Source organism: Streptomyces sp. NPDC111802 (assembly GCF_055634335.1).
In genome coordinates this window covers 20,762-45,785 of record NZ_JBVKCZ010000003.1, presented here as the reverse complement: position 1 = coordinate 45,785, position 25,024 = coordinate 20,762, and the positions used below count along the sequence as shown (strand labels likewise).

General features: G+C 69.7%; 22 protein-coding genes. 8 read left to right on the top strand and 14 right to left on the bottom strand.

Features of this window, described 5'->3' with window-relative positions; translation table 11 throughout:
- Position 1: 1 nt before the first annotated feature.
- The gene (locus ACZ7NC_RS03560; protein WP_471484548.1) at positions 2 to 1,603 is read left to right on the top strand and encodes a glycoside hydrolase family 13 protein; all 1,602 of its coding nucleotides are present in this window, start codon (positions 2 to 4) and stop codon (positions 1,601 to 1,603) included.
- 76 nt (positions 1,604 to 1,679) lie between these two features.
- Positions 1,680 to 3,821 (top strand): discoidin domain-containing protein, encoded by a 2,142-nt coding sequence (locus tag ACZ7NC_RS03555; RefSeq protein WP_471484546.1) that lies wholly within the window; start codon positions 1,680 to 1,682, stop codon positions 3,819 to 3,821.
- Here ACZ7NC_RS03555 and ACZ7NC_RS03550 read toward each other — a convergent pair.
- The 7 genes from ACZ7NC_RS03550 to ACZ7NC_RS03520 all read right to left on the bottom strand — a co-directional run bounded on the left by ACZ7NC_RS03550 (position 3,790) and on the right by ACZ7NC_RS03520 (position 9,534).
- Positions 3,790 to 4,602, bottom strand: a complete 813-nt coding sequence (locus ACZ7NC_RS03550) for an ABC transporter ATP-binding protein (protein WP_471484545.1) — start codon at positions 4,600 to 4,602, stop codon at positions 3,790 to 3,792. The genes ACZ7NC_RS03555 and ACZ7NC_RS03550 overlap by 32 nt on opposite strands.
- Before the next feature lie 25 nt (positions 4,603 to 4,627).
- On the bottom strand, positions 4,628 to 5,404 hold the full coding sequence (locus ACZ7NC_RS03545; protein WP_471484903.1) for an ABC transporter permease: 777 nt from the start codon (positions 5,402 to 5,404) through the stop codon (positions 4,628 to 4,630).
- Positions 5,404 to 6,177, bottom strand: a complete 774-nt coding sequence (locus ACZ7NC_RS03540; RefSeq protein WP_471484544.1) for an ABC transporter permease — start codon at positions 6,175 to 6,177, stop codon at positions 5,404 to 5,406. The genes ACZ7NC_RS03545 and ACZ7NC_RS03540 overlap by 1 nt, the downstream gene beginning before the upstream one ends.
- Positions 6,174 to 7,142 (bottom strand): ABC transporter substrate-binding protein, encoded by a 969-nt coding sequence (locus tag ACZ7NC_RS03535; protein ID WP_471484543.1) that lies wholly within the window; start codon positions 7,140 to 7,142, stop codon positions 6,174 to 6,176. The genes ACZ7NC_RS03540 and ACZ7NC_RS03535 overlap by 4 nt, the downstream gene beginning before the upstream one ends.
- Before the next feature lie 216 nt (positions 7,143 to 7,358).
- Complete coding sequence (locus ACZ7NC_RS03530; RefSeq protein WP_471484541.1) at positions 7,359 to 8,297, bottom strand: PDR/VanB family oxidoreductase; 939 nt, start codon at positions 8,295 to 8,297, stop codon at positions 7,359 to 7,361.
- Positions 8,294 to 8,467, bottom strand: a complete 174-nt coding sequence (locus ACZ7NC_RS03525) for a hypothetical protein (RefSeq protein ID WP_471484539.1) — start codon at positions 8,465 to 8,467, stop codon at positions 8,294 to 8,296. The genes ACZ7NC_RS03530 and ACZ7NC_RS03525 overlap by 4 nt, the downstream gene beginning before the upstream one ends.
- Positions 8,464 to 9,534, bottom strand: a complete 1,071-nt coding sequence (locus ACZ7NC_RS03520; RefSeq protein ID WP_471484537.1) for a Rieske 2Fe-2S domain-containing protein — start codon at positions 9,532 to 9,534, stop codon at positions 8,464 to 8,466. The genes ACZ7NC_RS03525 and ACZ7NC_RS03520 overlap by 4 nt, the downstream gene beginning before the upstream one ends.
- A gap of 277 nt (positions 9,535 to 9,811) precedes the next feature.
- On the opposite strand from ACZ7NC_RS03520, the gene ACZ7NC_RS03515 reads away from it, so the two are divergent.
- The 4 genes from ACZ7NC_RS03515 to ACZ7NC_RS03500 all read left to right on the top strand — a co-directional run bounded on the left by ACZ7NC_RS03515 (position 9,812) and on the right by ACZ7NC_RS03500 (position 13,984).
- Positions 9,812 to 9,994: a hypothetical protein gene (locus ACZ7NC_RS03515; RefSeq protein ID WP_471484535.1), complete on the top strand. Its 183-nt coding sequence runs from the start codon at positions 9,812 to 9,814 to the stop codon at positions 9,992 to 9,994.
- The gene (locus tag ACZ7NC_RS03510; protein WP_471484534.1) at positions 9,991 to 11,631 is read left to right on the top strand and encodes a carbamoyltransferase N-terminal domain-containing protein; all 1,641 of its coding nucleotides are present in this window, start codon (positions 9,991 to 9,993) and stop codon (positions 11,629 to 11,631) included. Before ACZ7NC_RS03515 ends, ACZ7NC_RS03510 begins: the two co-directional genes overlap by 4 nt.
- 17 nt (positions 11,632 to 11,648) lie before the next feature.
- Positions 11,649 to 12,647 (top strand): hypothetical protein, encoded by a 999-nt coding sequence (locus ACZ7NC_RS03505; RefSeq protein WP_471484532.1) that lies wholly within the window; start codon positions 11,649 to 11,651, stop codon positions 12,645 to 12,647.
- Positions 12,648 to 12,847: 200 nt separating this feature from the next.
- Positions 12,848 to 13,984: an alpha/beta fold hydrolase gene (locus tag ACZ7NC_RS03500; protein WP_471484530.1), complete on the top strand. Its 1,137-nt coding sequence runs from the start codon at positions 12,848 to 12,850 to the stop codon at positions 13,982 to 13,984.
- Positions 13,985 to 14,035: 51 nt separating this feature from the next.
- Here ACZ7NC_RS03500 and ACZ7NC_RS03495 read toward each other — a convergent pair whose 3' ends face one another.
- Positions 14,036 to 15,334 carry an MFS transporter gene (locus ACZ7NC_RS03495; RefSeq protein ID WP_471484528.1) on the bottom strand — a complete coding sequence of 433 codons (1,299 nt, stop codon included), beginning with the start codon at positions 15,332 to 15,334 and terminating at the stop codon, positions 14,036 to 14,038.
- A 162-nt stretch (positions 15,335 to 15,496) separates the two neighbouring features.
- Between ACZ7NC_RS03495 and ACZ7NC_RS03490 the strand changes: the two genes are divergently transcribed.
- The gene (locus ACZ7NC_RS03490; protein WP_471484526.1) at positions 15,497 to 17,548 is read left to right on the top strand and encodes a phosphocholine-specific phospholipase C; all 2,052 of its coding nucleotides are present in this window, start codon (positions 15,497 to 15,499) and stop codon (positions 17,546 to 17,548) included.
- Positions 17,549 to 17,578: 30 nt separating this feature from the next.
- Here the strand turns inward: ACZ7NC_RS03490 and ACZ7NC_RS03485 are convergent, their stop codons facing one another.
- Entirely contained in the window at positions 17,579 to 18,577 is a 999-nt protein-coding gene (locus ACZ7NC_RS03485) for a DMT family transporter (RefSeq protein WP_471484525.1), read from the bottom strand.
- Positions 18,574 to 19,395: a phosphatase PAP2 family protein gene (locus tag ACZ7NC_RS03480; RefSeq protein WP_471484523.1), complete on the bottom strand. Its 822-nt coding sequence runs from the start codon at positions 19,393 to 19,395 to the stop codon at positions 18,574 to 18,576. Before ACZ7NC_RS03480 ends, ACZ7NC_RS03485 begins: the two co-directional genes overlap by 4 nt.
- A 235-nt stretch (positions 19,396 to 19,630) precedes the next feature.
- Here ACZ7NC_RS03480 and ACZ7NC_RS03475 point away from each other — a divergent pair, with 235 nt between their 5' ends.
- Complete coding sequence (locus ACZ7NC_RS03475) at positions 19,631 to 20,245, top strand: TetR-like C-terminal domain-containing protein (RefSeq protein WP_471484521.1); 615 nt, start codon at positions 19,631 to 19,633, stop codon at positions 20,243 to 20,245.
- Between the two features lie 158 nt (positions 20,246 to 20,403).
- Here ACZ7NC_RS03475 and ACZ7NC_RS03470 read toward each other — a convergent pair whose 3' ends face one another.
- The 4 genes from ACZ7NC_RS03470 to ACZ7NC_RS03455 all read right to left on the bottom strand — a co-directional run bounded on the left by ACZ7NC_RS03470 (position 20,404) and on the right by ACZ7NC_RS03455 (position 24,998).
- Positions 20,404 to 21,417 (bottom strand): DUF2510 domain-containing protein, encoded by a 1,014-nt coding sequence (locus ACZ7NC_RS03470; protein WP_471484520.1) that lies wholly within the window; start codon positions 21,415 to 21,417, stop codon positions 20,404 to 20,406.
- A gap of 82 nt (positions 21,418 to 21,499) precedes the next feature.
- On the bottom strand, positions 21,500 to 22,654 hold the full coding sequence (locus ACZ7NC_RS03465; RefSeq protein ID WP_471484519.1) for an anhydro-N-acetylmuramic acid kinase: 1,155 nt from the start codon (positions 22,652 to 22,654) through the stop codon (positions 21,500 to 21,502).
- Between the two features lie 4 nt (positions 22,655 to 22,658).
- On the bottom strand, positions 22,659 to 23,990 hold the full coding sequence (locus ACZ7NC_RS03460; protein WP_471484518.1) for an MFS transporter: 1,332 nt from the start codon (positions 23,988 to 23,990) through the stop codon (positions 22,659 to 22,661).
- Between the two features lie 216 nt (positions 23,991 to 24,206).
- The gene (locus ACZ7NC_RS03455) at positions 24,207 to 24,998 is read right to left on the bottom strand and encodes an SDR family NAD(P)-dependent oxidoreductase (RefSeq protein ID WP_471484516.1); all 792 of its coding nucleotides are present in this window, start codon (positions 24,996 to 24,998) and stop codon (positions 24,207 to 24,209) included.
- Positions 24,999 to 25,024 lie beyond the last annotated feature (26 nt).

Sequence of the window (25,024 nt, the reverse complement as noted above, 5' to 3'; positions counted from 1 at the left end):
CGTGGCACAGCCCCGTCATGCCGCCGCACAGTGGTGGCACTCCGCCGTCATCTACCAGGTCTATGTCCGCAGCTTCGCGGACGGCGACGGCGACGGCACCGGCGACCTCGCGGGCGTTCGCGCCCGGCTGCCGTATCTCGCCGAACTCGGCGTGGACGCCCTGTGGTTCACACCCTGGTACGTCTCACCGATGAAGGACGGCGGCTACGACGTCGCCGACTACCGCGCGATCGACCCCGCGTTCGGCACCCTCGCCGAGGCGGAGAAACTCATCGCCGAGGCACGCGAGCTGGGCATCCGCACCATCGTCGACATCGTGCCCAACCATGTCTCCGACCAGCACCCGTGGTTCCGCGCCGCGCTCGCCGCCGGACCCGGCAGCCCGGAGCGCGAGCTGTTCCACTTCCGGCCCGGACGCGGCCCGGACGGCGGCCTCCCGCCCAACGACTGGCCGTCGCAGTTCGTCGGCTCCACCGAGCCCGTCTGGACCCGGCTGCCCGACGGGGACTGGTACCTCCATCTGTTCACACCCGAACAGCCCGACCTCAACTGGGCCCACCCCGTCGTCCGCCAGGAACACGAGGACATCCTGCGCTTCTGGTTCGAGCGGGGCGTGGCCGGCGTCCGCATCGACTCGGCCGCACTGCTCGCCAAGGACCCCGCGCTCACCGACCTCGCCGACGCCCCCGACCCGCACCCCTTCGTCGACCGCGACGAACTCCATGACATCTACCGCTCCTGGCGGACCGTCGCCGACGACTACGACGGTGTCTTCGTCGGCGAGGTCTGGCTCCCCGACCCCGAGCGCTTCGCCCGCTACCTGCGCCCCGACGAGCTGCACACCGCCTTCAACTTCGCGTTCCTGTCCTGCCCCTGGGACGCCGGGCGGCTGCGGGCGTCGATCGACACGACACTCGCCGAACACGCGCCGGTGGGCGCCCCCGCGACCTGGGTCCTGTGCAACCACGACGTCACCCGCACGGTCACCCGCTACGGCCGCGAGGACACCGCCTTCGACTTCGCGACCAAGGCTTTCGGCACCCCGACCGACCTCGCCCTCGGCACCCGCCGGGCCCGCGCGGCGGCACTGCTCTCGCTCGCCCTGCCCGGAGCCGTCTACGTCTACCAGGGCGAGGAGCTGGGCCTGCCCGAGGCCGACATCCCCCGCGACCGCATCCAGGACCCGATGCATGCCCGCTCCGGCGGCACCGACCCGGGCCGGGACGGCTGCCGGGTGCCGTTGCCCTGGGCGGCCGACGCGCCGTACGCGGGCTTCGGTTCACGTGAGGAGCCTTGGCTGCCGCAGCCGGTCGGCTGGACGTCGTACGCGGTCGACCGCCAGGCAGGGGACCCGCACTCGATGCTCCGCCTGTACCGCGAGGCCATCGGACTCCGTCAGGCGTTCGGCGACGGCCCCCTCACCTGGCTGCCCTCGCCCGCAGGTGTACTCGCCTTCACCCGGGGGCCGGACGTGACCTGTGTGGTCAACCTGGCGGACGAGCCCGCCGACCTGCCGTCCCACTCCGAACTCCTCCTCGCCGGCGGCCCGTTGGACCCGGACGGGCGGCTGCCGAAGGACACCGCGGTCTGGCTGCGCGCCTGAGACCGCGGCCCGCTATCCCCGTACCCCCACCACGAAGGGATCAGCAATGCAGCACACGCGCAGATATGTCAGGATCATGCCAGCAGCGGTGGCGGTCGCCCTCGCCGCGGGCCTGGTCACCGCGACGGCCCCCGCCGCCCGGGCGGCGTCCGGCGCCACCGTGCCCTTCACCTCGGTCGAGGCCGAGTCCGCCACCACGACCGGCTCGAAGATCGGCCCCGACTACACACAGGGCAGCCTCGCCTCGGAGGCCTCGGGACGCCAGGCCGTACGCCTCACCGCCGGCCAGCGTGTCGAGTTCACCGTCCCGCGGGCGGCCAACGCGGTGAACCTCGCCTACAGCGTCCCCGACGGCCAGTCCGGCACCCTCGACGTGTACGTCAACGGCCAGAAGATCGCGAAGTCGCTCGCGGTCACCTCGAAGTACTCCTACGTCGACACCGGCTGGATCCCGGGTGCCAAGACGCACCACTTCTACGACAACGCCCGGCTGCTGCTCGGCCAGAACGTGCAGGCGGGGGACAAGGTGGCCGTCCAGGCGACAGGAGTCCAGGTCACCGTGGACGTCGCCGACTTCGAGCAGGCCGCCGGGCCCGCCGGGCAGCCCGCCGGATCGGTGTCCGTCGTGTCCAAGGGCGCCGACCCCACCGGCAACGGCGACTCCACCCAGGCCTTCCGGGACGCCATCGCCTCAGCCCAAGGGGGAGTGGTCTGGATCCCGCCGGGCGACTACCGGCTGACCTCCTCACTGAGCGGAGTCCAGAACGTCACCCTCCAGGGCGCGGGCCACTGGCACTCCGTCGTGCACACGTCCCGCTTCATCGACCAGTCCAGCTCCTCCGGCAACGTCCACATCAAGGACTTCGCGGTCATCGGGGAGGTCACCGAGCGGGTCGACTCCAACCCCGACAACTTCGTCAACGGGTCGCTGGGACCGAACAGTTCCGTCTCCGGCATGTGGCTCCAGCACCTCAAGGTCGGCCTCTGGCTGATGGGCAACAACGACAACCTCGTCGTCGAGAACAACCGCTTCCTCGACATGACCGCCGACGGCCTCAACCTCAACGGCAACGCCCGCGGCGTCCGTGTCCGCCACAACTTCCTGCGCAACCAGGGCGATGACGCGCTCGCCATGTGGTCGCTGTACGCGCCGGACACCAACAGCAGCTTCGAGAACAACACGATCACCCAGCCGAACCTGGCCAACGGCATCGCGATCTACGGCGGCACCGACATCACCGCCAAGGACAACCTGATCTCCGACACCAACGCCCTCGGCAGCGGTATCGCGATCTCCAACCAGAAGTTCCTGGACCCCTTCCACCCGCTGTCCGGCACGATCACGGTCGACGGCAACACACTGGTCCGCACGGGCGCGATGAACCCCAACTGGAGCCACCCGATGGGCGCCCTGCGCGTCGACTCCTACGACAGCGCCATCGAGGCGAACGTCCGCATCACCAACACCACCGTCACCGACAGCCCGTACAGCGCCTTCGAGTTCGTGTCGGGCAGCGGCCGCGGTTTCGCGGCGAAGAACATCACCGTGGACGGCGCCACCGTACGGAACACCGGTACGGTCGTCGTCCAGGCCGAGACCCAGGGCGCGGCCACCTTCCGCAACGTCACGGCGACCGGCGTCGGCGCGGCGGGCATCTACAACTGCCCCTACCCGTCCGGCTCCGGCACCTTCGCCCTCACCGACGGCGGCGGCAACTCCGGCTGGTCCAGCACCTGGTCCGACTGCTCGACCTGGCCGCAGCCCGGCCAGGGCAACCCCGACCCCGACCCGGCGCGCAACCTCGCCAAGGGCCGTCCGGCCACCGCCACCGGCTCGCAGGACGTCTACACGCCGGGCAAGGCGGTCGACGGCGACGCGGGCAGCTACTGGGAGTCCACCAACAGCGCCTTCCCGCAGTCCCTGACGGTCGATCTCGGCTCTACGGAGGCGGTCCGCCGACTGGTGCTGAAGCTTCCCCCGTCCTCGGCGTGGGGCGCGCGCACCCAGACCGTCACGGTGCTGGGCAGCACCGACGGCTCCAGCTATTCGACGGTCGTCGGCGCCGCCGGCTACCGCTTCGACCCGGCCACCGGCAACACGGTCACCGTCGCCCTGCCCGGCGGCACCAGCCTGCGCCATCTGCGGCTGTCCGTCAGCGCCAACACCGGCTGGCCGGCGGGGCAGTTCAGTGAGGTGGAGGCGTATCTGACTTCATGACCGCGTCCCGCACGACCCCGCGCTTCGCCGCCTGGATCTGCTCGTACACATGGGTACGGAGCTCGGCGAAGCGCGGGTCCACGCGGGTGTGCAACTGGTCGCGCTCGGCGGGCAGTTCGACCTTCAGCTGCTCCTGGACGACGGTGGGGGAGGCGGACAGCACGATCACCCGCTCGCCCAGATAGACGGCCTCGTCGATGTCATGGGTGACGAACAGGATCGTGATGCCGCGCTCCCGCCACAGCCCCCGGACCAGGTCCTCCAGATCGGCCCGCGTCTGCGCGTCCACCGCCGCGAACGGCTCGTCCATCAGCAGCACCCGGGGCTCGTACGCCAACGCCCGGGCGATGGCCACCCGCTGCTGCATACCGCCGGACAGCTGCCACGGATACGCCCCCACGGCATCCGCGAGGCCCACCGACTCCAGCGCGTCCCGCACCAGCTCCCGACGCCTTGCCTTATTCAAGTCCTTCTGTTTCAAAGGCAGTTCGACGTTCTCGCCGACCCGCATCCAAGGAAAGAGGCTGCGGCCGTACTCCTGGAACACAAAGGCCATGCCGGGCGGCGGGCCCGTCACCCTCCGCCCCTCCAGCAACACCTCACCGCCGGTCGGGGCGAGCAGTCCGCCCACGCACTTCAGCAGGGTCGTCTTGCCGCAGCCCGACGGGCCGACGAGGCAGACGAGTTCGCACGGCCCGACGGTGAAGGTGAGGTCGCGCACCGCCTCCACCCGGCGGCCGGACCCCTCGTAGACCTTCCTCAGGCCGCGTACGTCGAGCATGGACCCGCCCCTTCACGATGCTCACTCAGGACCGCCGGGTGGTGGCGCGCAGCCCGTGGTACCAGCCGAGCACCCGGCGCTCGACCAGCTGGAAGACAACGGAGAGCAGAAAGCCGAGCAGACCGAGGACGAGGATCCCGGTCCACATGTCGGGGACGGCGAAGCTGCGCTGGAACTGGACCACGGTGAAGCCGATGCCGTTGTTGGCCGCGAACATCTCGCTGATGACCATCAGGATGATGCCGATGGACAGTGCCTGGCGCAGCCCGGCGAAGATCTGCGGGCTCGCCGAGCGCAGCACCAGATGGCGAAGGCGGGCGACGCCCGTGACACCGTACGAGCGGGCCGTCTCCAGCATCACCGGGTCGACCGCGCGCACACCCTCCACGGTGTTGAGCAGGATCGGCCAGACACAGCCGCTCGCGATCACGACGATCTTCATGGTGTCGCCGATGCCCGCGAACAGCATGATGACCGGGACCAGCACGGGCGGCGGCACGGCCCGCAGGAACTCCAGTACCGGCTCGCACACCGCGCGCACCGCCCGGTGGGAACCGATGACCGTGCCGAGCGCCACGCCGACGACGGCCGCCGTCACATAGCCGGCGAGGAGCCGCAGCACGCTCGGCACGACGTCCGTGCGCAGCCGGTCCGCCGTCCAGACGTCGGGGAAGGTGTCGAGGATCGTCCGCAGCGGCGGCCAGAAGGGATCCGTGCTGCCCGCCGACGCCGCCCACCACACGGCGACCAGCACCACGGGCAGCGCCACGACGAAGACCAGCCTCAGCAGCAGCCGCCCGATCACACCGCCACCTCCCCGCGCACCGACGGGTGCCAGGCCAGCGCCCACCGCTCCACCGTGCGCGCGCCCACGTTGATGAGCAGACCCAGCAGCCCCGCGACCACGATCAGCGCGTACATCTCCGGCACCGCCTGCGAGGTCTGCGCCACCGCGATCTGCCGGCCCAACCCCGGTGCTCCGATGACGAGTTCGGTGGTGATGGCGAGGATCAGCGCCACCGCGGCGGCCAGCCGCACACCGGTCATGACATACGGCAGCGCCGTCGGCCACAGCACATGGCGCACCCGCGCCCAGGTGCCGAGGCCGTAACTGCGTGCCGTCTCCTCGGCGACCGGGTCGACGTCCTGGACGCCGTACAGGGTCTGGATCAGTACCTGCCAGAAGGAGGCGTACACGACGAGCAGGAGTACCGACCTCAGTTCGGTGCCGTAGAGCAGCACCGCCAGCGGGATCAGCGCCACCGACGGGATCGGGCGCAGGAACTCGATCGTGGAGGCCGTCGCCTCGCGCAGATACGGCACGACCGAGACGGCCACGCCGACAACAACGCCCGCGCAGGAGGCGATGGCGAGGCCCAGCGCCCAGCCGGTGAGCGTGTCGCCGAGGGCGGTCCAGAAGGCCAAGTCGCCGGCCTCGTCCGCCAGCGCCTCGGCGATCCGGCTGGTCGGCGGGAAGTAGGCCTCCTTGACCAGGCCGAGCCGCGGCACCGCCTCGCCCAGGGCGAGGAAGGCCGCGAGTCCGGCCGCACCGAGTGCGACGTTCACGCCCCTCACGGCAGGAGGGCGTCCAGGTCGGGCGTCTTCTTGAAGAGGCCGTCCTGCTCGCCGAGCTTCATGAGGGCCTCGATGGAGGGACGGTTCGGCTCGGCCGGCCACTTCGGGAGGATGACCTGCTCCAGCACCGACGCCGGGATCTTCGTGTATGTCGTGACGATCTGCCGGGCCTCGTCCGGGTGGGCCTCGGCGCACGCGAGGGACTCGGCGGTGGCGTCCTGGAACTTCTTGACCACGTCCGGGTGCTGCTGCGCGTACTGCGTCGAGGTGAAGTACATCGCGACGGTGAGCTCCGGCGCGATGTCGATCAAGGGGGAGGCGATCTCCCGGCCGCCCTGGCTGCGAATGGTGGCCGTCGCCGGCTCGACCACGCACGCGGCGTCGATCTGGCCCTGGTCGAGGGCGGCGGGCATCTGGTCGAAGGCCATCTCGACGAGCTTCACCTTGTCCGGGTCGCCGCCCGCCTCGCGCACCGCCTGGCGGACCGCGGTCTCGTTGATGTTCTTCAGGGTGTTGATGGCGACCTTCTTGCCCTCCAGTTCCTTCGCCGACTTGACGGGGCTGTCCTTCTTGACCATGAGGCCGTTGAAGTCCTTGCCCCGCACGCCGGTCGACGCGATGGCATTGACGATGGCCTTCACCGGCACACCGTTGGACTGAGCCACCATCAGGGACGTCACATTGCTGAACCCGAACTGGAACTGACCGCTCGCCACACCCGGCACGATCGCCGCACCGCCCTGAGCGGTGGTGAACTCCAGCTTCAGGCCCCGCTTTTCGAATAACCCCTTCTTCTGGCCGAGATACAGCGGCGCGACATCGACGATCGGGATGAGTCCGAGCTTGACGGTGGTGACACCGCCGGACGACGCCCCCGCATCCGACGATCCGTCGTCCGACGAGCCACAGGCCGTCGCTACGAGCAGCAGGGCGCCGGCGCTGAGACCGGCGGACAGACGACGCATGGCTCCTCCTGTACAGACAACGTGCAACGGTGTTCCGACAGGTTGTGCGCAAGGCGCACAGTAGTGCGCGAGTTCGCTCAGCGGGAAGGTAGAAGCCTCAAACGCATCCGTGAGGTCCTCCGCACACCAGCGACCTGCCCCGCGCCGCGCCCCGCCGTCTGCTGCTGACCCTCGCCGACCTGGGCTACGTCCACCAGGACGGCCGCCTCTTGCGGATCACAGATCCAGGACCAGTCGGCGCCCCCGGCACCGTGACACACAGATCATCATCGTCTCGCCGCTCTTCTGCTCCTCCGGCGTGAGCACGGAGTCCCGGTGGTCCGGGGTGCCGTCGAGGACGTCGGTCTCACAGGTCCCGCAGGTGCCCTCGGTGCAGGAGTACAGCACCTCGACGCCGGCCGCCCGCACCGTGTCCAGCACGGAGACGCCGGGCGCGACGGTGAGCGTCCGCCCGCTCCGCGCCAGCTCGACCTCGAACTCCCGCTCCTCACCGACCGGTTGCTCCTTCGCCTGGAACCGCTCGACGCGCAGCACTCCGGCCGGGCACCGCGCCTCGACGGCATCGAGCAGCGGACCGGGCCCGCAGCAGTAGACGAGCGTGCCGTCGGCAACGTCGTCGAGCACCGAGCCGAGGTCCAGCAGCCCGTTCTCGTCCTGCGGAGCAACGGTGACCCGCGCCCCGTACCGCCCCAACTCCTCCGTGAACGCCATGGACTGCCGCGTTCGCCCGCCGTAGAGCAGCGTCCAGTCGGCGCCCGCCGCCTCGGCCGCGGCCAGCATCGGCAGGATCGGGGTGATGCCGATGCCGCCCGCGATGAAGCGGTAGCGGGGAGCGGGCTCCAGCCGGAAGTGATTGCGCGGCCCGCGCACCCGGACCTTGTCGCCCTGCCTCACCTGCTCGTGCACATGCGCGGATCCACCGCGTCCGTCCGGCTCCCGCAGGACCGCGATCCGCCAGGTGCCACGGTCCGCCGGATCACCGCACAGCGAGTACTGCCGCTCCAGCTCCGGCCCGAGCACGACATCGACATGGGCGCCCGGCTCCCAGGCGGGGAGCCGCTCGCCCAGCGGATGGCGCAAGGTGAGGACGAGGACACCCTCGGCCGCGAAGTCCCCACGGTCGACGACGAGTTCGGCTTCGTACACGTCACTCATGAACTGGTTCCTCGCGGCTCGTGTCCTTGCGGGTGGGCGAGCATCCACTCCCACATCTCCACCGGGTCCTGCGCGGTGTGCTCACGGCCGCAGTGACAGGTGCCGTGCAGGATGTCGGTGCCCGGCAGCCAGTCGATGCGGTAGATCTCGCCGGTCGGACCGGTACTCACTGGACCTTCTCCACGGGCTTGGCGCCCTCCTCGACCAGCCGGGCGAGGATACGGCGCGCGGCCAGGCCGCCGGTGTCGATGTTGATGCTCAGCTCCTGGTAGCCGTGGCGCTCGGTGCCCAGGGTCTTCTGGAGCAGATTGAGGGCGGTGACGTCCTGCATGACGACGGTGTGGTTGTTGCCGCGCAGGAACTCGGTGACCTCGTCGTCGTCCGTGGCCCAGTCCCGCGAGACGGCCCAGAAGTCGTACACCTTGCCGTCGCCGGACGGCGTGATGGCGTACGTGACCTCGGTGTGGAAGCCGCGCGGGTCGCTGCCGTCGGGCTCCGGCGCCACGCCCACGGGAGCGACACGGCTGTGCAGCAGATACAGACACGGGGCGTGGTACTCGATGTCCTGCCAGCGGGCGATCCGGCCCTCGATGCCGGTCGACTTGGCGTAGAACGGCGGGCACTCGGCGTCGTCCATGTGCCGGCTGACCCGCACAATCCCGGCGCCCTCGTCGACCTCGGTGGTGATCGGCGTCTCGGCGACCTCGGGGGTGCCGATGTAGCCGCCGTGGAGATAGGTCTCGTGGGAGAGGTCGAGGAGGTTGTCGACGAGCAGGCCGTAGTCGCAGTCGATCGGCTCCATGCCGCGCACGGTGACCCAGCCGGGGGAGTCGAGGTGCCTGGCCCGGGGGATGCTCTGCGGATCGGCGAGCGCCGGGTCGCCGATCCACACCCAGATCAGCGAGTCCTGCTCGACGACCGGGTACGAGGCGACACGCGCGGTGCGCGGGACGCGCTTCTGCCCCGGCACATACACACACGTACCGGTCGTGTCGTACGTGAACCCGTGGTACCCGCACACGATCCGGTCACCGTCGAGCCGGGTCGGCGCCTCGGACAGCGGGTAGCGGCGATGCACACACCGGTCGTGCAGCACGACCGGAGTCCCCTCCTCCTCGGTCCGATAGAGCACGAGCGTCTCCCCGAGAATCGTCCGACCGAGCAACTCCCGCCCGACCTCATGACTGTAGGCGGCGACGTACCACTGGTTCCTGGCGAAGGCGGTCATGTGAGGCATGGCGTTCCCGTCCCTGAGAGCGGGGCGCCCTCGCCCCGCGTGCCGTAGTTGGACTCAGGGTCGTGACGGCCGTGGCCGCGACGCAAGGCCGCTTCTGCCAGGCGGAAGGGCATCCATCGAGGTGCTGGTCAGGGGTTTGCTCCGGCCCGTCACGACCTGCGGCAGATGCTGGCCGAGAACCACCCTGATTTCGGTCTCGGCGTATCCGGTCGCCTCCCGGGGTTGCTACGCCTCCTGTACCTTCTGCTCCATCCACCAGATCTACGGTGACCACAACGTGGTGCGGCGTTCGCCGACGACCATCGCGAGCGAGATGGAGTACCTCAAGGAGATCCTCGTGGACGACCGCTTCACCATGCCCGCCCCCCGGGGCATCCAGTGCATGCACGACATGTGCGCCCCACTTACCGGGCGCAAGCAGAACGTGAAGGTCGCCGCGGGCGCCGGTGACAAGTCATGATCATCTGCGGCGTCAAACTCACTCATGACGGTGGTGTCGCCCTCATCGACGACGGGCGCCTGATCTTCTCCGTCGAGATGGAGAAGCTGGCCAACAACCCCCGGCACGAGCCCATCGAGGACCTGCAGATCGTCGTCGACCTGCTCGCCGAGTACGGGTACCGCCTGAAGGACGTCGACCGGCTGGTCCTCGACGGCTGGGGCAAGACGCACATGGTCAAGCCTTGGGGGGCGCAGGAGATACTGGTCGAACTCGCGCCCTACCGGCGCGGTCTGCTGGACCACAACCTCCTTCGCCCTTACCCGTCGAGGTTCCTGGACCTGGAGTACACCAGCTACCCGCACTACGCCGGGCACGTGGCGAGCGCGTACTGCTCCAGCCCCTTCGCCCGGAGCCAGGAGCCGTCGTACATCCTGTGCTGGGACGGGGCGATGTTCCCCGTCCTGTACCACTACGACCCGACCACGGACGTAATGGACAGCGTGGCTGCGGTGCATCACATGTTGGGCGACACCTACCACGTACTGGCCCAGCACTTCCCACCGTTCGACGCCCCGATCGAGTGGCCGCACACCCTGTCCCTGCCCGGCAAGATCATGGCGTACATCGCCTACGGCAACCGGGACGAGAAGGCTGTCGACGCCCTGCGCACCCTCTACCGGGAGGCCGAGCGGAAGGCGTTCCCGGACGGCCGGACGACCGACGACCACCTGACCGAGGCCGCCGGGCGGCGCATCCTGAAGCTGATGGACGAGGGCCTTGACGTCCCCGGGGTGTCGCCCGAGGACATGCTCGCTTCGATTCACGCCTTCCTCGGCGAGACCCTGGTCGACGGGTTGCGGGACGCGATAGAAACAGACGGCCGGGGCACGCTGAATCTCTGCCTGATCGGCGGTTGCGCCCTGAACATCAAGTGGAACCGGGATATCCGCGCCGCCGGCATCGTGGACCGCGTCTGGATCCCGCCATTCCCCAACGACGCGGGCAGCGCTGTGGGCACGGCCTGTTGCGAGCTTCTGAACTCGGAAGGCCCCAAGCACCTGGAGTGGGACACCTACGCGGGCCCTGCGCTGGTCGCGAGCGAGCCGCTGCCTGGCTGGCAATGGCGTCCGTGCACGCCTGCCGAACTGGCCGCGAGGCTCTATGAGATGGGTGACCCGGTCGTGGTGGTGCACGGGCGGGCCGAGCTTGGTCCACGGGCGCTCGGACACCGCAGCATTCTGGCGCCCGCCGTGGCGCGGGACATGAAGCAGCGGCTCAACGAGATCAAGGGACGGGAGGCATACCGTCCCGTCGCCCCCATGTGCCGTGAGGACCGGGCCCCCGAGGTGTTCGCGCCGGGCACCCCCGATCCGTACATGCTCTTCGACCAAGAGGTGCGCCCCGAGTGGCAGGAGAAGGTGCCGGCCGTCTGCCATCTGGACGGCACCGCGCGGGTTCAGACGGTCGGGCCCGACGACGACGCCTTCGTCCATGAAGTCCTGGACGCGTACGAGCGGCTCAGCGGCATCCCGCTGCTCTGCAACACCAGCGCCAACCTCAACGGCAGCGGTTTCTTCCCGGACGTGCGCAGTGCCATGGAATGGGGCAGGGTACCCGCGATCTGGTCCGACGGAGTCCTCTACGAGAGGGCCTGAGATCGAGCGAGCATGACGTGGACCGCCGGCGCGACGTGATCTTGCATGCCCAAAGACTACTGATGTTGATGGAAGGGTATGAAAGGTCACAATCGGGCGAGTGCCTGTTTCGTGTGGAGGGGGACATGGCGGGTACTGCGGTGCGATTTCAGGGAATTCTCCGTTATCTTCGGTACACCGTCGAACCGATAGCCACGCGTTGTGTCCTGCTGGGAATATTCCTCCTTGGCCTGGTGGCTCAAATCTTCAAACCTGTCGGCGATGCCCTGCAGGGAAGTGCATTCGCAGCCGGGGCGCTCCTGAGCCTGGTGGCATACGTACTGTATGACGCGATCAAGGACTTGACGGATGGGCCACGAGGTGGGCACATACCATCTCGATTCGCAAATCCGGTTTCCCGAGGAGATCTGATCAAGGAAGCCGAGAGTGGCCGCGCCGTTGATGTGCGGTTCATTGGGTACACGGGCGAGTCGATTTTCGATCATATGCGCGGCACCTTGATGCGACTCCATGATTCACCGGGGCGTGTCCAATCTGTCTCCTTCAGGGTCTTGACGCCTGATCTCTCTCAAGCAATGCGAATTCCGTGCAGGCTGAATGCCGACGGAACAGTGTCAGATGATCCAGAATTTCGAAGGTACGCCGAAGGCAGGACCGGGGATTATGCAAGTCACCTCCTCTTCTTCGCGCGACGCCTACGGGAGCGCACGCGCATACAGGTTTCTCTCCAGTTTCGGACCTACCCGGGTGTGCCAGCATTTCAAGTAAGCCTTGTCGGTGACAACGCCGCCTTCTTCGCTTTTTACGACGTTGCCCGCGAGACGGAATTCCCCTACGGTCAGCCCGACCGAATCCTGTTGGATCCCGTATTGTCTCAGTCCGGAAGGGTGGGGTGGGATGTCCGGGATGGTACGCGGCAGTCCGAGCACATGGTGAAAGAGTGCTCCGATCTGTTTGAAAGCATGTGGAAAATATCGAGCGATGCCCCCTGGGGTGGTACTACTCGCGCAGATTAGGACCCGTGTTCGAGGAATCCTTGAATCTTGGACAGGCGTGGCATATGACCGGGGACTATCGTGAAAGGGAAAGGGAAAGGGTGAGTCACGGGGCGGCCGATGCGGGCAGCGAACATATGCTGCCGGGCGCACGGAACTGACAATGGCGGCAAGCGTTCTCCTGACCCATCCGATGGACCCATCAGATGGAAGGAGTTGCCGTGGCTGTCAAAACGTTCAACCACCTGGTTCCGCACAAGTCGACCATCGATGCGTCGCAGGGGCAGGTAATCGATCTCTTCGTGCGGGAGCACATGCCCTCCGGTCCCGTGCCGGAACCGAAGGCCGTCCTGATGCTGCATGGCAGGAGCGTTCCCGTACTGGCGGGTGCCGATCTCCAGCACAGCACCTACGGGTGGGGCGAGACGCTGGCCAAGGCCGGCTACGACGTGTTCATGATGGACCTCCAGGGGTCGGGCGGCTCGACACGGCCTCGCATGGAGGATCCGTGCAACGTCAACCCCGCCCTCCACAACACCCTGATGAAGCCCCCGCTTTCGGGGCAGCGAACGCCCAGCTACCCGTTCCAGCTGAGCAGTTCACAGAGTGACTGGGCCGAACTGGATACCGTGGTCGAGTACATCCGGAACCAGCGGAGTGTCTCGAAGGTCGCGTTCATCGGGTGGTCCGCGGCCTCGTTCCAGATGGGGCCGTACGCGATCGAGCATCCCGACAAGGTCGAGAGTCTGTTCCTGGTAGCCCCCATGTTCCCGCCCCTGGGCAGGAAGGACCCGCCGGCCGCTCTGCCGGTGCCGGGGTTCCCGACTCATGTGTTCACGCGGGACGGATTCGCCCAGTCGTGGGACGACCAGGTGCACTGTGACGACCAACGTGAACCCGGCATCGTCGACGTGGTGTGGCAGGCACTGATGGACATCGATCCGATCGGCCGTACCTGGGGACCGATCCAGGCATCCGGAAAGCCGCTGGGCCTCAGTCGATTCCGGAACGCACTGTGGTGGGGCTGGAACAAGCAGGCCGCCGCGAAGGGCGGTGTGCTCGGCGGGAGCGTGCCGGTGATGATCGTCTACGGCGAGTACGACACGACGGCCAACACGACACCGCCCAGTTCGGATCCCCTGTTCAACTTCTCCGTCCCCGCGCTCTACAACGCCCTTCCGGGTCCACACCGGCTGCTGGTGAAGATGGCCTGTGCCGGGCACCAGGTCGTCTGGGAGAACCAGCACCAGAACCTGCACAACATGTCCAAGCACTGGTTGAAGCACAAGAAGGTCGACGGCAAGACCCAGGGCATGTTCGACATGGCGGTGGACGGCACCATCAGCCCGTCGCCATAGACACATGGGGCCCGGCCCCGCAGGAATTCCGTCCAGAAGGAGGCACCAGGCTCATCGTTCCAGCGGCTTGTGCGCGGTCTCCGGAAGGCGCAGATACACCAGCGACGAGCCGAGGCAGAGTGCGGCGACGTACCAGGGGAAGAGGTCCGAGTGGCCGAGTTCCTTGAACAGCGTGCCGACATACGGTGCCGTGCCGCCGAACATCGCGACCGTGAGTGAGTACGGGAACCCGATGCCCGCCGCCCGCACCCGGGGCGGGAACACCTCGGCGTTGACGGCCGCGCTGATCGACGTGAAGCCGGTCAGCAGCACCATGCCCGCGCACTGCACCAGCAGCAGCACCGCGAACGAGTCGCGCAGGGCGTGCAGCAGCGGGACGGTGAGCAGGGCGAAGCCCAAGCCGAAGAAGAGGAGCAGGGGGCGGCGGCCGAAGCGGTCCGAGAGGAGACCGCCGATCGGCTGGAGCAGGCCGAAGAAGGCCAGCGAGATCGTGCCCGCGAGCAGCGCGTCGGACTTCTCGATGCCCGCGTTCAGTTCGGCGTACGTCGGCAGATACGACGTCCAGGTGTAGTACGCGATCGTGCCGCCCGCGGTGATGCCGCAGATCAGCAGGGACTGCCGGGGATGACGGCGCAGCGCCTCCAACAGGCCGGGGCGCGGCGCCTGTTGCTGCTCGGCGCTCCGCGTCTCCTGTGCGCCCTGCCGGATCCAGAAGCCGACCAGGCTGAGCGCTGCGCCGAGAACGAAGGGCAGCCGCCAGCCCCAGTCGTTCATCTGGCCGTCGCTCAGCGTGTTCACCAGTAGCGTCGCGATGCCGGACGCCACCAGTTGCCCCGCCGTCGTCGACACGTACTGGAAGCTGGAGAACAGCCCGCGCCGGCCCGGTCCCGCCGACTCCACCAGGAACGTCGTCGACGCCGCGAACTCGCCGCCCACGGACAGGCCCTGGAGGAGCCGGGCCAGGACCAGGGCCACCGGGGCGAGGACGCCCGCCGCCTCGTACGTCGGTGTCAGTCCGACCAGCAGACTGCTGCCGCCCATCAGCAGAATGGTGACCGTCAGCGCGGCGCGCCGGCCGCGGCGGTCCGCGATCGCGCCCATGAGCAGCCCGCCCACCGGCCGCATGAAGAAGCCCACCGCGAAGACCGCGAACGTCGAAAGCAGCGGAACCAGGGAGTTGTCCGCGCTCTTCGGGAAGACCTCGGCCGCGATATAGGTGGCGAGGAACGTGTAGGCGTACCAGTCGTACCACTCCACGGCGTTGCCGACCGAGGCGGCGAGGAGCTGGCGTACGGGCCGTGAGGTCGGTGGCGAAACCATGCGTGTCGTCTCTGTCATGATCGCGACCATCCCCGTGCCCCGGCCCCGCCACACCTCACGTACCCGCGACTTTCACACAAGCGCCATCGGACCCTTCCCTGACGTTTGGTGCTCCTGGAACACTCCTTCCGCGCGGCTTCCGTCACCAGCCGGCCGGTCAAATCACCCTCTATGGGAAGAGGTCCCTCTCTCATGCCCGAAGTCAATCGCCGCAGATTCCTTCAACTCGCGGGCGCGACCACGGCGTTCACGGCTCTCTCGAGCAGTATCCAGCGGGCTGCCGCGATCCCGGCGAACCACCGCACGGGGTCGATCGAGGATGTCGAGCACATCGTCGTCCTGATGCAGGAGAACCGTTCCTTCGACCACTACTTCGGCACGCTGCGCGGCGTCCGCGGCTTCGGCGACCCGCGCCCGGTGGCGCACGACAACGGCAAGTCGATCTGGCACCAGTCGAACGGCACCAAGGACATCCTGCCGTTCAACCCGGACGCCGACGACCTCGGCATGCAGTTCCTTGAGGGACTCCCGCACGGCTGGACCGACGGCCAGCAGGCGTACAACGGCGGCAAGTACGACAAGTGGATCCCCGCCAAGGGAACCACGACGATGGCGTACCTGACCCGTGAGGACATCCCCTTCCACTACGCGCTCGCCGACGCCTTCACCGTCTGCGACGCCTACCACTGCTCGTTCATCGGCTCCACCGACCCGAACCGCTACTACATGTGGACGGGCTACACGGGCAACGACGGCACCGGCGGCGGCCCGGTCCTCGGCAACGACGAGCTCGGCTACGGCTGGACGACCTACCCCGAGCGGCTGGAGCAGGCCGGCGTCTCCTGGAAGATCTACCAGGACATCGGCGACGGCCTCGACGCGGCCGGCTCCTGGGGCTGGATAGCTGACGCCTACCGCGGCAACTACGGTGACAACTCGCTGCTCTACTTCAACAAGTACCGCGACGCAAAGGCCGGCGACCCCTGGTACGACAAGGCCCGCACCGGCACCGACGTCAAGAGCGGCGACGGCTACTTCGACCAGTTGAAGGCCGACGTCAAGGCCGGCAAGCTGCCGCAGATCTCCTGGATCGCGGCCCCCGAGGCCTTCTCCGAGCACTCCAACTGGCCCTCGAACTACGGCGCCTGGTACATCGCCCAGGTCCTGGACGCCCTCACCTCCAACCCGGAGGTCTGGTCGAAGACGGCCCTGTTCATCACCTTCGACGAGAACGACGGCTTCTTCGACCACGTGGTGCCGCCGCTCCCGCCGAAGGACGCCTCCAAGGGCAAGTCCACGGTCGACGTGTCGCTCGACCTCTACAAGGGCGACAGCAAGCGCCCGGCCGGCCCCTACGGCCTCGGCCCGCGGGTGCCGATGCTGGTCGTCTCGCCGTGGAGCAAGGGCGGTTACGTCAACTCCGAGACCCTGGACCACACCTCGATCCTGCGGTTCATGGAGCGGCGTTTCGGCGTCAAGGAGACGAACATCTCGCCCTGGCGCCGGGCCATCTGCGGCGACCTGACCTCGGCCTTCGACTTCTCCCGCAAGGACAGCCGCCCGGCCGCGCTGCCGGGGACGGACGAGTACGAGCCGCAGGACCGCGAGCGTCACCCCGACTACAAGCCGACGCCGCCGGCCGACCCCGACATGCCGAAGCAGGAGCGCGGTCTGCGTCCCTCCCGCCCGCTGAAGTACGCCCCGCACGTGGACGGCTCGGTGGACGCGGCGGCCGGCAAGTTCACGCTGTCCTTCGCCTCCGGTGCCAAGGCCGGTGCCGCCTTCCATGTCACGTCCGGCAACCGCACCGACGGCCCGTGGATGTACACCACCGAGGCCGGCAAGTCCCTCGCGGACACCTGGAACTCGGTGTACTCGGGCGGCTCGTACGATCTGACCGTGCACGGTCCGGCCGGCTTCGTGCGCTACTTCAAGGGCTCGAACAAGGCGGCCGGCCCCGAGGTCACCGCCCGCCACCAGGGCGACGACATCGAGCTGACCTTCACCAACAAGGCAACGGCGAGCGTCCGCCTGAAGGTCGCCAACGGGTACGGCGGCAGTCCCACGACGGTGACGGTGCGCCCCGGCGCCACCGTGTGCCGCACGGTCGACCTGGCGGCGAGCCGTCAGTGGTACGACCTGACCGTCACCTCCGAGACCGACTCGGCGTTCCTGCGGCGGTTCGCCGGGCGCGTGGAGACCGGGCGTCCGGGCGTGAGCGACCCGGCGATCATCACGGAGTAGTCCGGATCGCGGTGCCGCTCAGGGCACAGTTCACCGCGATGTGAGGTGCCCCGGTCCAGGCTGCCGGGGCACCAACGCCGGTTCGGGGGCGGCCGACTCCGGCTCCAGGGCCAGCACGGCGGCGACGGGGTGTGGGTCGGAGTCCGTGGCGGCCAGGGGGTGCTCGTCGGCGTCCGCGACGGGGCCGGCGTACTCCTCGTTCCCGGCGGGAGCCGGCGTCGCCCGGCTGAGCAGCACCACGCCCCGGGACGCCAGGCCCGCTCCGGCCAGCGCGAGGAGCACGCCCGCCGGGCCGCCCTGCAACCGCTCGCCGAGCAGCACGAGCCCGATCACCGCGGCCGCCATCGGGTTCGCCAGCGTCACCACCGCGAGCGGGGCGCCGAGGCCACCCCGGTAGGCGGTCTGCGACAGCAGCAGCCCGCTCACCGCGAAGGTCGCGACCAGCAGCGCCACGCCGACCACCTGAAGGCTGAGCAGCGGGGCGGAGTGGTCCGTCGCGGCCACGGTCACCGTCTGGGTGAGCGCCGAGGCGACCCCGGAGGCGAATCCGGACGCGGTCGCGTGCCGCAGTCCCGGACGGGCGCCCGGCCGCGACAGCATGCCGATCAGGGCCACCGTCACCGCGGCCACCGCCATCGCCTCGGAGGTGCTCAGCACGTCTTCGGGCGCCGGCCCGGAGGCCGTGACCAGGATCGCGGCCAGGCCGGCCAGCGTCAGTGCCGTACCGCGCCACTCCACCGCGCTGACCCGCCGCCCCGCGATACGCGCGCCCAGTGGCACCGCGGCCACGAGGGTGAGCGCGCCGAGCGGCTGGACCACGGTCAGCGGACCGTACTTCAGGGCCACGACGTGCAGCAGCGCGCCGGATCCGTTGAGCAGGACCGCCCCCCACCAGGCGCCGGAGCCGAGCAGCCGCACCAGGCCCGAGCCCGGGGAACGGGAGGCCAGCCGCTCCTGTGCGACGGCCGCGGCGGCGTAGGCGACGGCGGAGAACAGGGACAGGACGACGGCGAGGAGGGTGGCGTTCATCGGGCCGCTCCCACGAGTACGGACTCCTCGTCCGTGGCTTCCTCGCTCCGGGGACCCGGGACGAGATCACCGGCAACGCGTCCGGCTGTCGTGACCGTGCGCCGCGGCAGGTGGATCACCGCGAGCGCGAGGCCGAGCATGGCTCCCGCGACGATGGCGTCGAGCCAGTAGTGGTTGGCCGTGCCCACGATGACCAGCAGGGTCAGCAGCGGGTGCAGCAGCCACAGCCACCGCCACTGGGAGCGGGTCGCGACGATCAGGCCGATCGCCACCATCAGGGCCCAGCCGAAGTGCAGCGACGGCATCGCCGCGAACTGGTTCGCAAGGTGGTCGGTCCGGGGCGAGCCGTACACGGTGGGGCCGTAGACCTGCCCGGTGTCGATCAGTCCGGCCGCGGCCGACAGGCGCGGGGGCGCGAGCGGGAACGTCAGATGCACCACCAGGGCGGCGGCGGTGACGGCGGCGAGAACGCGGCGGGCCCAGACGTAGTGCGTGGGCCGGCGCAGATACAGCCAGATCAGAAAGGCCGCGGTGGCGGGGAAGTGGACGGTCGCGTAGTAGGTGTTCGCGATCTGTATGAGCGTGTCGCCGTGCAGCAGCAGGTTCTGCACCGAGCCCTCGCCGGGCAGATGGATCGCTCGTTCCAGGTCCCACACACGGTCCGCGTTGCGGAAGGCCTCGCCGGTGTGGCCCGTGGCCAGCTGCCGGCCGAACTTGTAGACGAGGAAGAGCCCTGCGACGAGCAGGAACTCCCGGACGAGCGGAGGCCTCGCTATCGCGTCGGTCTCCGCTTGAACAGGCTCGGTGCGGCCATTCATCCCCCGGCCCTTTCGCTGACGTGGGTGGTGCTGGTGGAGCTGTCGAGCTGTTGGACTCCTCGGGCTCGGCGAACTCATCGATACGGCGACGTACCGAAACGCGCCTGTACCGATACGACACTGTACCGATACGCCAGCGTTCCGGTACAGTGACGTTTCGATAGACGTACGACACACTGGAGACCGAGCCCCCGCGCAGAGCGGGGCGTCGCACCCGAGCCGAGGAGAAGAGCAGATGACGTCGCAGGCCGCGGACGGACCGGAGACGGTCGCCGCCTCGCGCCGCTCCAAGATCACGCCCGAGCGTGAGCAGGAGTTCTTCGACGCCGTGCTCGAACAGGTCCGCGCCTGCGGCTACGACTCCGTCACCATGGAGGGCGTCGCCGCGACCACGCGGTGCAGCAAGGCCACGCTGTACCGGCAGTGGAAGACGAAGCCGCAGTTCGTGGCCGCCGCCCTGCGCGCCAGCAGGCAGACCCGCTTCGACGGCATCGACACCGGCACGCTCGCGGACGACCTCAGGGAGGCCGCCCGGGCCGCGGGAGCGTGGTCGGGCAAGGACACCCGGCTGTTGCAGGCTCTCGGCCACGCCGTCATGGAGGACCCGGAGCTCAAGAAGGCGCTGCGCGAGGCGCTCATCGACCCCGAGATCGACGCGCTGAGGCAGATCCTGCGGCGCGGTGTCGAGCGGGGCGAGGTGGCCGCCGACCATCCGGCGCTGGAGTACATCCCCGCCCAGATCTTCGGCGTGCTGCGGGCCCGTCCCGTGCTGGAGGGCGAGGACGCCGACCCCGAGTACATCGTCCGGTTCGTGGAGGCCGCCGTGCTGCCGACCCTCGGCCTCACCTGAGACTCAGGCCGCCGTCCATGGGATGACTGGACGGTGACCTGTTACGCGCCGCACCGTGGGGACGGGGGCGGCGCGCACCCCGGCCGGGTGGGGCTCCTCTTGAGCGGAGGGGAGCCCCGCCCGGCCGCATCACGTCCGGGGCGGATCGAGGCGGAGGATCAGACGTCCTGGCCGTTGCCGCCGCCGGTGGACACCTTGATGCCCTCGGTGATCTCGTCGAGGACCGTCTGCCCCTCCGCGACGTCGACGCCGATGCGGACCACGACCATCTGCTCCCCGGCGGCGGGCGAGGGGAAGGCGAGCGACTCGACATAGCCGTCGGAGCCCTTGCTCGTCACCGCCTTCCATCGGACCATGTAGCCCTTCTGCCCGGCCACGGTCACCGCCTTCGACGCCAGCACCTCGTGCGAGGTGATCTCTCCGTACCCCTTGCCGTACGACTCATCGGCGTTCGCCGCGATGTCCGCCTTGGCGACCTCCTCGGCCGTTTCGGCCTTGGCGCCGTGCGCGAGCGCGGGGGCCGAGTAGGCGCCGCCCTTCATACAGGTCTCGGAGGTGTCGGAGGGGCACTTGTACGTCTCGTCCGACGCCACGTGCGCGCCCACGGCGAGCTGCTGGCCGTACCAGCCGTCCGGCACGGGGAGGCTGATCCCGTTCATCGGGTCGGTCACCGAGCCGCTGTCCACCTTCGGTGCCTCGGAGCCCTCGGGTGCGGGCGACTGGCCGCCGGGACCGCCGTTCCCGCCGCCGGAGTCACCGAAGGGGCCGCCTTGACCGCCACCGGGCCCGCCCTGGCCGTCCTGTCCGCCCGGGCCCCGCTGCTGGGAGTTGGTGCTGCCGCCGCCCGAGCCGTCGTCGGCGGTCAGCGCGTACACGCCGACGCCTATGCTCGCGAGGACGACCGCGGCCACTCCCACGGCTATTCCCGTGCGCAGACCGCGCCGCCCGCCCGACTGCGGCTGCCCGGGATAGCCCGGGTGCACCGGATAGGCCGGAACCGCCGGGGGGTTCCCGTCGGCCGGCGGCTGTTCCGGAGGACCCGACACCTCGGCCGACCCCACGGGCCGGACCTGGTCCGTCCACGCCTTGCCGTCCCACCAGCGCTCGGTGGGCGGCCCGTCACTTTGCCGGCCGGGGTCTGGGTACCAGCCGGGAGGAGTCACCTGCGTCATGTGCTCACCGTATGAGGTGTCGGTGAAAGCCGGATGAGAGGACCGGCCCCGGCATCCCGGGAAGCCGGCGCGGCGCTCCCTCTCACTCCAGGACGAGCCGTACCGGCCGCTCCCCGGCGGGCGGCGGGAGCCGCAGTCCGTTCCGGCCCGGGGTGATCGAGCCGAGCACGCGCGCGTGCCGGGCCCCGGTGGCCGACGGCTCGGTGCCGGGCAGTCCGTGCGCGGTCAGGAACCCCAGCACGGCGAAGGCGTACGCCTCCTTCGCGGCCGACGGGAGCCCCAACTCGTCGGAGGTGCGCAGCGCCATCCCGGGCAGCCGCTGCCCGAGCATCCTCATCAGCACCGGGTTGAGCGTCCCGCCACCCGAGGCGATCACCTCGGTCGCCCCCACCGCGCGCACGGCGTCGGCGACCGTACGGGCCGTGAGCATGGTCAGCGTGGCGACGACGTCCTCGGCGGGCAGGGTGCCGAAACCGGACAGCGCGTCCCGCAGACGGCCCAGATGGAACAGCTCCTTCCCGGTCGTCTTCGGCGCGGGAAGCGCGTAGTACGGCTCCTCCAGCAGCCTGTGCAGCAGCGGCTCGTGGACGGTGCCGCGACCGGCCAGCGCGCCGTCCACGTCGTACGCCAGCCGCCCGCCGCTGAATCCCCGTGCCGCCGCGTCGATCAGCGCACAGCCCGGCCCGGTGTCGAAGGCGGTGCCGTCGGGCGCGGTCAGGTTGGCGATGCCGCCGAGATTGAGGGCGACCGGAGCGCCCGGCATGCCGCGCAGCCACAGCAGGTCGACCAGGCTGACCAGCGGCGCGCCCTGACCCCCGGCGGCGATGTCACGTGGCCGGAAGTCGGCGACCACCGGCAGCCCGGTGGCCTCGGCGATCCACGCGGGCTGTCCGAGCTGGAGCGTGCCGTGCACCTGCCCCTGCTCGGCCCAGTGGTACCTGGTCTGCCCGTGCGAGGCGACCAACTCCGCCCGTCCGCCGCACAGTTCACGGTCCGCCCGGACGGCAGCCGCCGCGAAGGCCTGCCCGATACGGGTGTCGAGCCGGCACACCTCGGCCATCGAGACCGTCCCGGGCGGCAGTGCGGCCGTGAGGGCCTCCCGCAGCTCCTCGTCGTACGCCTCGCTCACCAGCCCCAGCGGCTTGAGGACGAGACTGTCGCCGACGAGGTCCAGGTCGGCGGCGCCGGCGTCGATGGCGTCGTAGGACGTGCCCGACATCAGGCCGATCACCCGCATACGCTCAACCCGCCCTTCCCTCGACATCGTCGACCGCGACCGGAGCCCCGGCCGCGGCCCCCGGCCTGCCGCGCGGGACCTTCGGCGTCCTGGCCAGCGCGAGGACGCTCACCGCGCACGCCGCCGCCGCGTAGTACGCGGGGATGTCCACGCTCCCGGTCCGTTCGACCGTCTCCGTGATGATGAGCCCGGCACAGCCCGAGAACACCGCATTGGACAGGGCGTAGGCGAGCCCCAGCCCGGTGTGGCGCACCTGCGTCGGGAACAGCTCCGCGAGCATCGCCGGACCCGGTCCCGCCATCAGTCCCACGACGGCACCCGCGCCCCACACTGCCGCACCCTTCACGGTGAGGGAAACGCCCGGGGCCTGAAGAAGGTTGAGCAGCGGCACCGCGAGCACCACCACCGCCACCGCCCCCGTCAGCATCACCGTCCGCCGCCCGATCCGGTCGCTCAGCCATCCCGCCGGCACGATCGTCGCCGCGAACCCGAAGTTGGCCAGCACTGTCGCGATCAGCGCCTGCTGGAAGGTCGCGTCCAGGGTGGACTGGAGATACGACGGCAGCACGACCAGGAAGGTGTACCCGGCGGCCGCCCATCCCATGATCCGCCCGGCGCCCAGCGCGATCGCCCCGGCGACCTCACGCGCGGGCGGCCGCTCGGCCTGCCGCTCCCGGCGGAACGCCGGCGTCTCGTCAAGCCGCAGCCGCAGCCACAGCGCGCCCAGTCCCAGCGGCAACGTCAGCAGGAACGGCAACCGCCATCCCCAGTCGCCCAGTTGCTCCTCGCTCAGCACGGTGGCCAGCAGCGCCGCCACCCCCGCACCGCCCAGCAGCCCCAGCGCCACGGTGAACGACTGCCACGACCCGTACAGCCCACGCCGCCCCGGGGGCGCGAACTCGGTCATCACCGACACCGCGCCCCCGAACTCCCCGCCCGCGGACAGCCCTTGAAGCACCCGCAGAAACGTCAGCAGCCACGGTGCGAGGGCGCCGACCGAGTCGTACGTCGGCAGCGCGCCGATCAGTGTCGTCGCCCCGGTCATCAGTGTGATCACCAGGATCAGCACCGGACGCCGGCCGATCCGGTCGCCGAGCCGGCCGAACAGGGCCGCTCCGACGGGCCGGAAGAAGAACGCCAGCGCGAACGACGCGTACGTCTTCACCAGCGCCTCGACCTCGCTGCCGCCCTCCGGGGTGAAGAAGCGCGCCGCGATGATCGTCGCGAAGTAGCCGTAGACACCGAACTCGTACCACTCGATGAGGTTGCCCACCGACCCCGCCACCAGGGCCTTGCGGGACCGGGCCGTGCCTCGGTCCCGGGACGTCCGTGTCATGCTCCTGCCTTTCCCACTCCTGCCTCCCCAACCTCGTTCGTACGACACCCGTCACGGCAAGAGCTGCCCGGACCGGCCTGCGCTCAGTCAGTGCGCAGGGCGTCGGGGATGGAGTCGTAGACGGCGGTGGCGATCAGCGGGTGGACGAACCGCGGCGCGGACGGGCTGGTGGTCCAGGCGGAGGCGGCCCTGGCCGCGGGAGCGGTGTGAGGCGGCTCAGAGGCTCAGCAGCTGATCGGTGACCGCAGCGAGCCGCTTGCGGACCTCGGGGTCGTACGTCCCCTCGTGCGCTCGCGCCCGGGTCGTCCCGTCGAAGTAGCCGCCGCTTCCCAGGTCCTGGGTCGCGAGCGCCAGTACGCCCGGCGCGCCGTCGGCGACGGTGTTCCAGGGGGTGACTCCGCCCTCGTGGACCATGGCGGTGTCCATGAAGGTCGCCGGGTGCAGGACGTTCACGCGGACCGCGGTGTCCGCGAGTTCCTCGGCGAGGGTGAAGGTGTGGGCCGCCAGGGCGAACTTGGCTCGGCGGTAGGCCGCGAAGCCGTCGTAGCCGCGGCGGAACTCGATGTCGTCGAAGTCGACCGGGTCCTGGCCTGCCGAGCCGACGTTGACGATCCGGGCGGGCGTGTTGGCACGCAGGACCGGCAGCAGGGCGCGGGTCAGCACGACCGGGGCCAAGTAGTTCACGGCGAGGCGGAGTTCGTGGCCGTCGGCACTCAGTTCGCGGCCGGCGCCGGGGGCTCCCGCGCCCACACCCGCGTTGTTGATCAGTACGTCCAGGTCGGGATGCGCGTCGGCGACATGTGCGCCCAGCTCGCGCACCTGCGTCAGCGAGGCCAGATCGGCGACGAAGCCCTCCGCGTCACCCTCGCCGCGCAGCTCGTCGACCAGCCGCTCCGTACGGTCCGGGTCGCGCCCGTGGGCCAGGACGACGTGCCCGGAGCGGACCAGCTCGAAGGCGACGTACCGGCCGAGACCGGAGGTGGCGCCGGTGATGAGAATGGTGGACATGCCCCCACCGTAGGCACGAGGTGGAG

Excerpts from the sequence above, each read along its gene's own strand:
- ACZ7NC_RS03485 (WP_471484525.1), bottom strand. The coding sequence starts at position 18,577 with ATGAACGCCACCCTCCTCGCCGTCGTCCTGTCCCTGTTCTCCGCCGTC.
- ACZ7NC_RS03530 (WP_471484541.1), bottom strand. The coding sequence starts at position 8,297 with ATGAGTGACGTGTACGAAGCCGAACTCGTCGTCGACCGTGGGGACTTC.
- ACZ7NC_RS03475 (WP_471484521.1), top strand. The coding sequence starts at position 19,631 with ATGACGTCGCAGGCCGCGGACGGACCGGAGACGGTCGCCGCCTCGCGC.
- ACZ7NC_RS03555 (WP_471484546.1), top strand. The coding sequence starts at position 1,680 with ATGCCAGCAGCGGTGGCGGTCGCCCTCGCCGCGGGCCTGGTCACCGCG.
- ACZ7NC_RS03510 (WP_471484534.1), top strand. The coding sequence starts at position 9,991 with ATGATCATCTGCGGCGTCAAACTCACTCATGACGGTGGTGTCGCCCTC.
- ACZ7NC_RS03535 (WP_471484543.1), bottom strand. The coding sequence starts at position 7,142 with ATGCGTCGTCTGTCCGCCGGTCTCAGCGCCGGCGCCCTGCTGCTCGTA.
- ACZ7NC_RS03490 (WP_471484526.1), top strand. The coding sequence starts at position 15,497 with ATGCCCGAAGTCAATCGCCGCAGATTCCTTCAACTCGCGGGCGCGACC.
- ACZ7NC_RS03455 (WP_471484516.1), bottom strand. The coding sequence starts at position 24,998 with ATGTCCACCATTCTCATCACCGGCGCCACCTCCGGTCTCGGCCGGTAC.
- ACZ7NC_RS03465 (WP_471484519.1), bottom strand. The coding sequence starts at position 22,654 with ATGCGGGTGATCGGCCTGATGTCGGGCACGTCCTACGACGCCATCGAC.
- ACZ7NC_RS03480 (WP_471484523.1), bottom strand. The coding sequence starts at position 19,395 with ATGAATGGCCGCACCGAGCCTGTTCAAGCGGAGACCGACGCGATAGCG.
- ACZ7NC_RS03550 (WP_471484545.1), bottom strand. The coding sequence starts at position 4,602 with ATGCTCGACGTACGCGGCCTGAGGAAGGTCTACGAGGGGTCCGGCCGC.
- ACZ7NC_RS03495 (WP_471484528.1), bottom strand. The coding sequence starts at position 15,334 with ATGGTCGCGATCATGACAGAGACGACACGCATGGTTTCGCCACCGACC.
- ACZ7NC_RS03460 (WP_471484518.1), bottom strand. The coding sequence starts at position 23,990 with ATGACACGGACGTCCCGGGACCGAGGCACGGCCCGGTCCCGCAAGGCC.
- ACZ7NC_RS03520 (WP_471484537.1), bottom strand. The coding sequence starts at position 9,534 with ATGCCTCACATGACCGCCTTCGCCAGGAACCAGTGGTACGTCGCCGCC.
- ACZ7NC_RS03470 (WP_471484520.1), bottom strand. The coding sequence starts at position 21,417 with ATGACGCAGGTGACTCCTCCCGGCTGGTACCCAGACCCCGGCCGGCAA.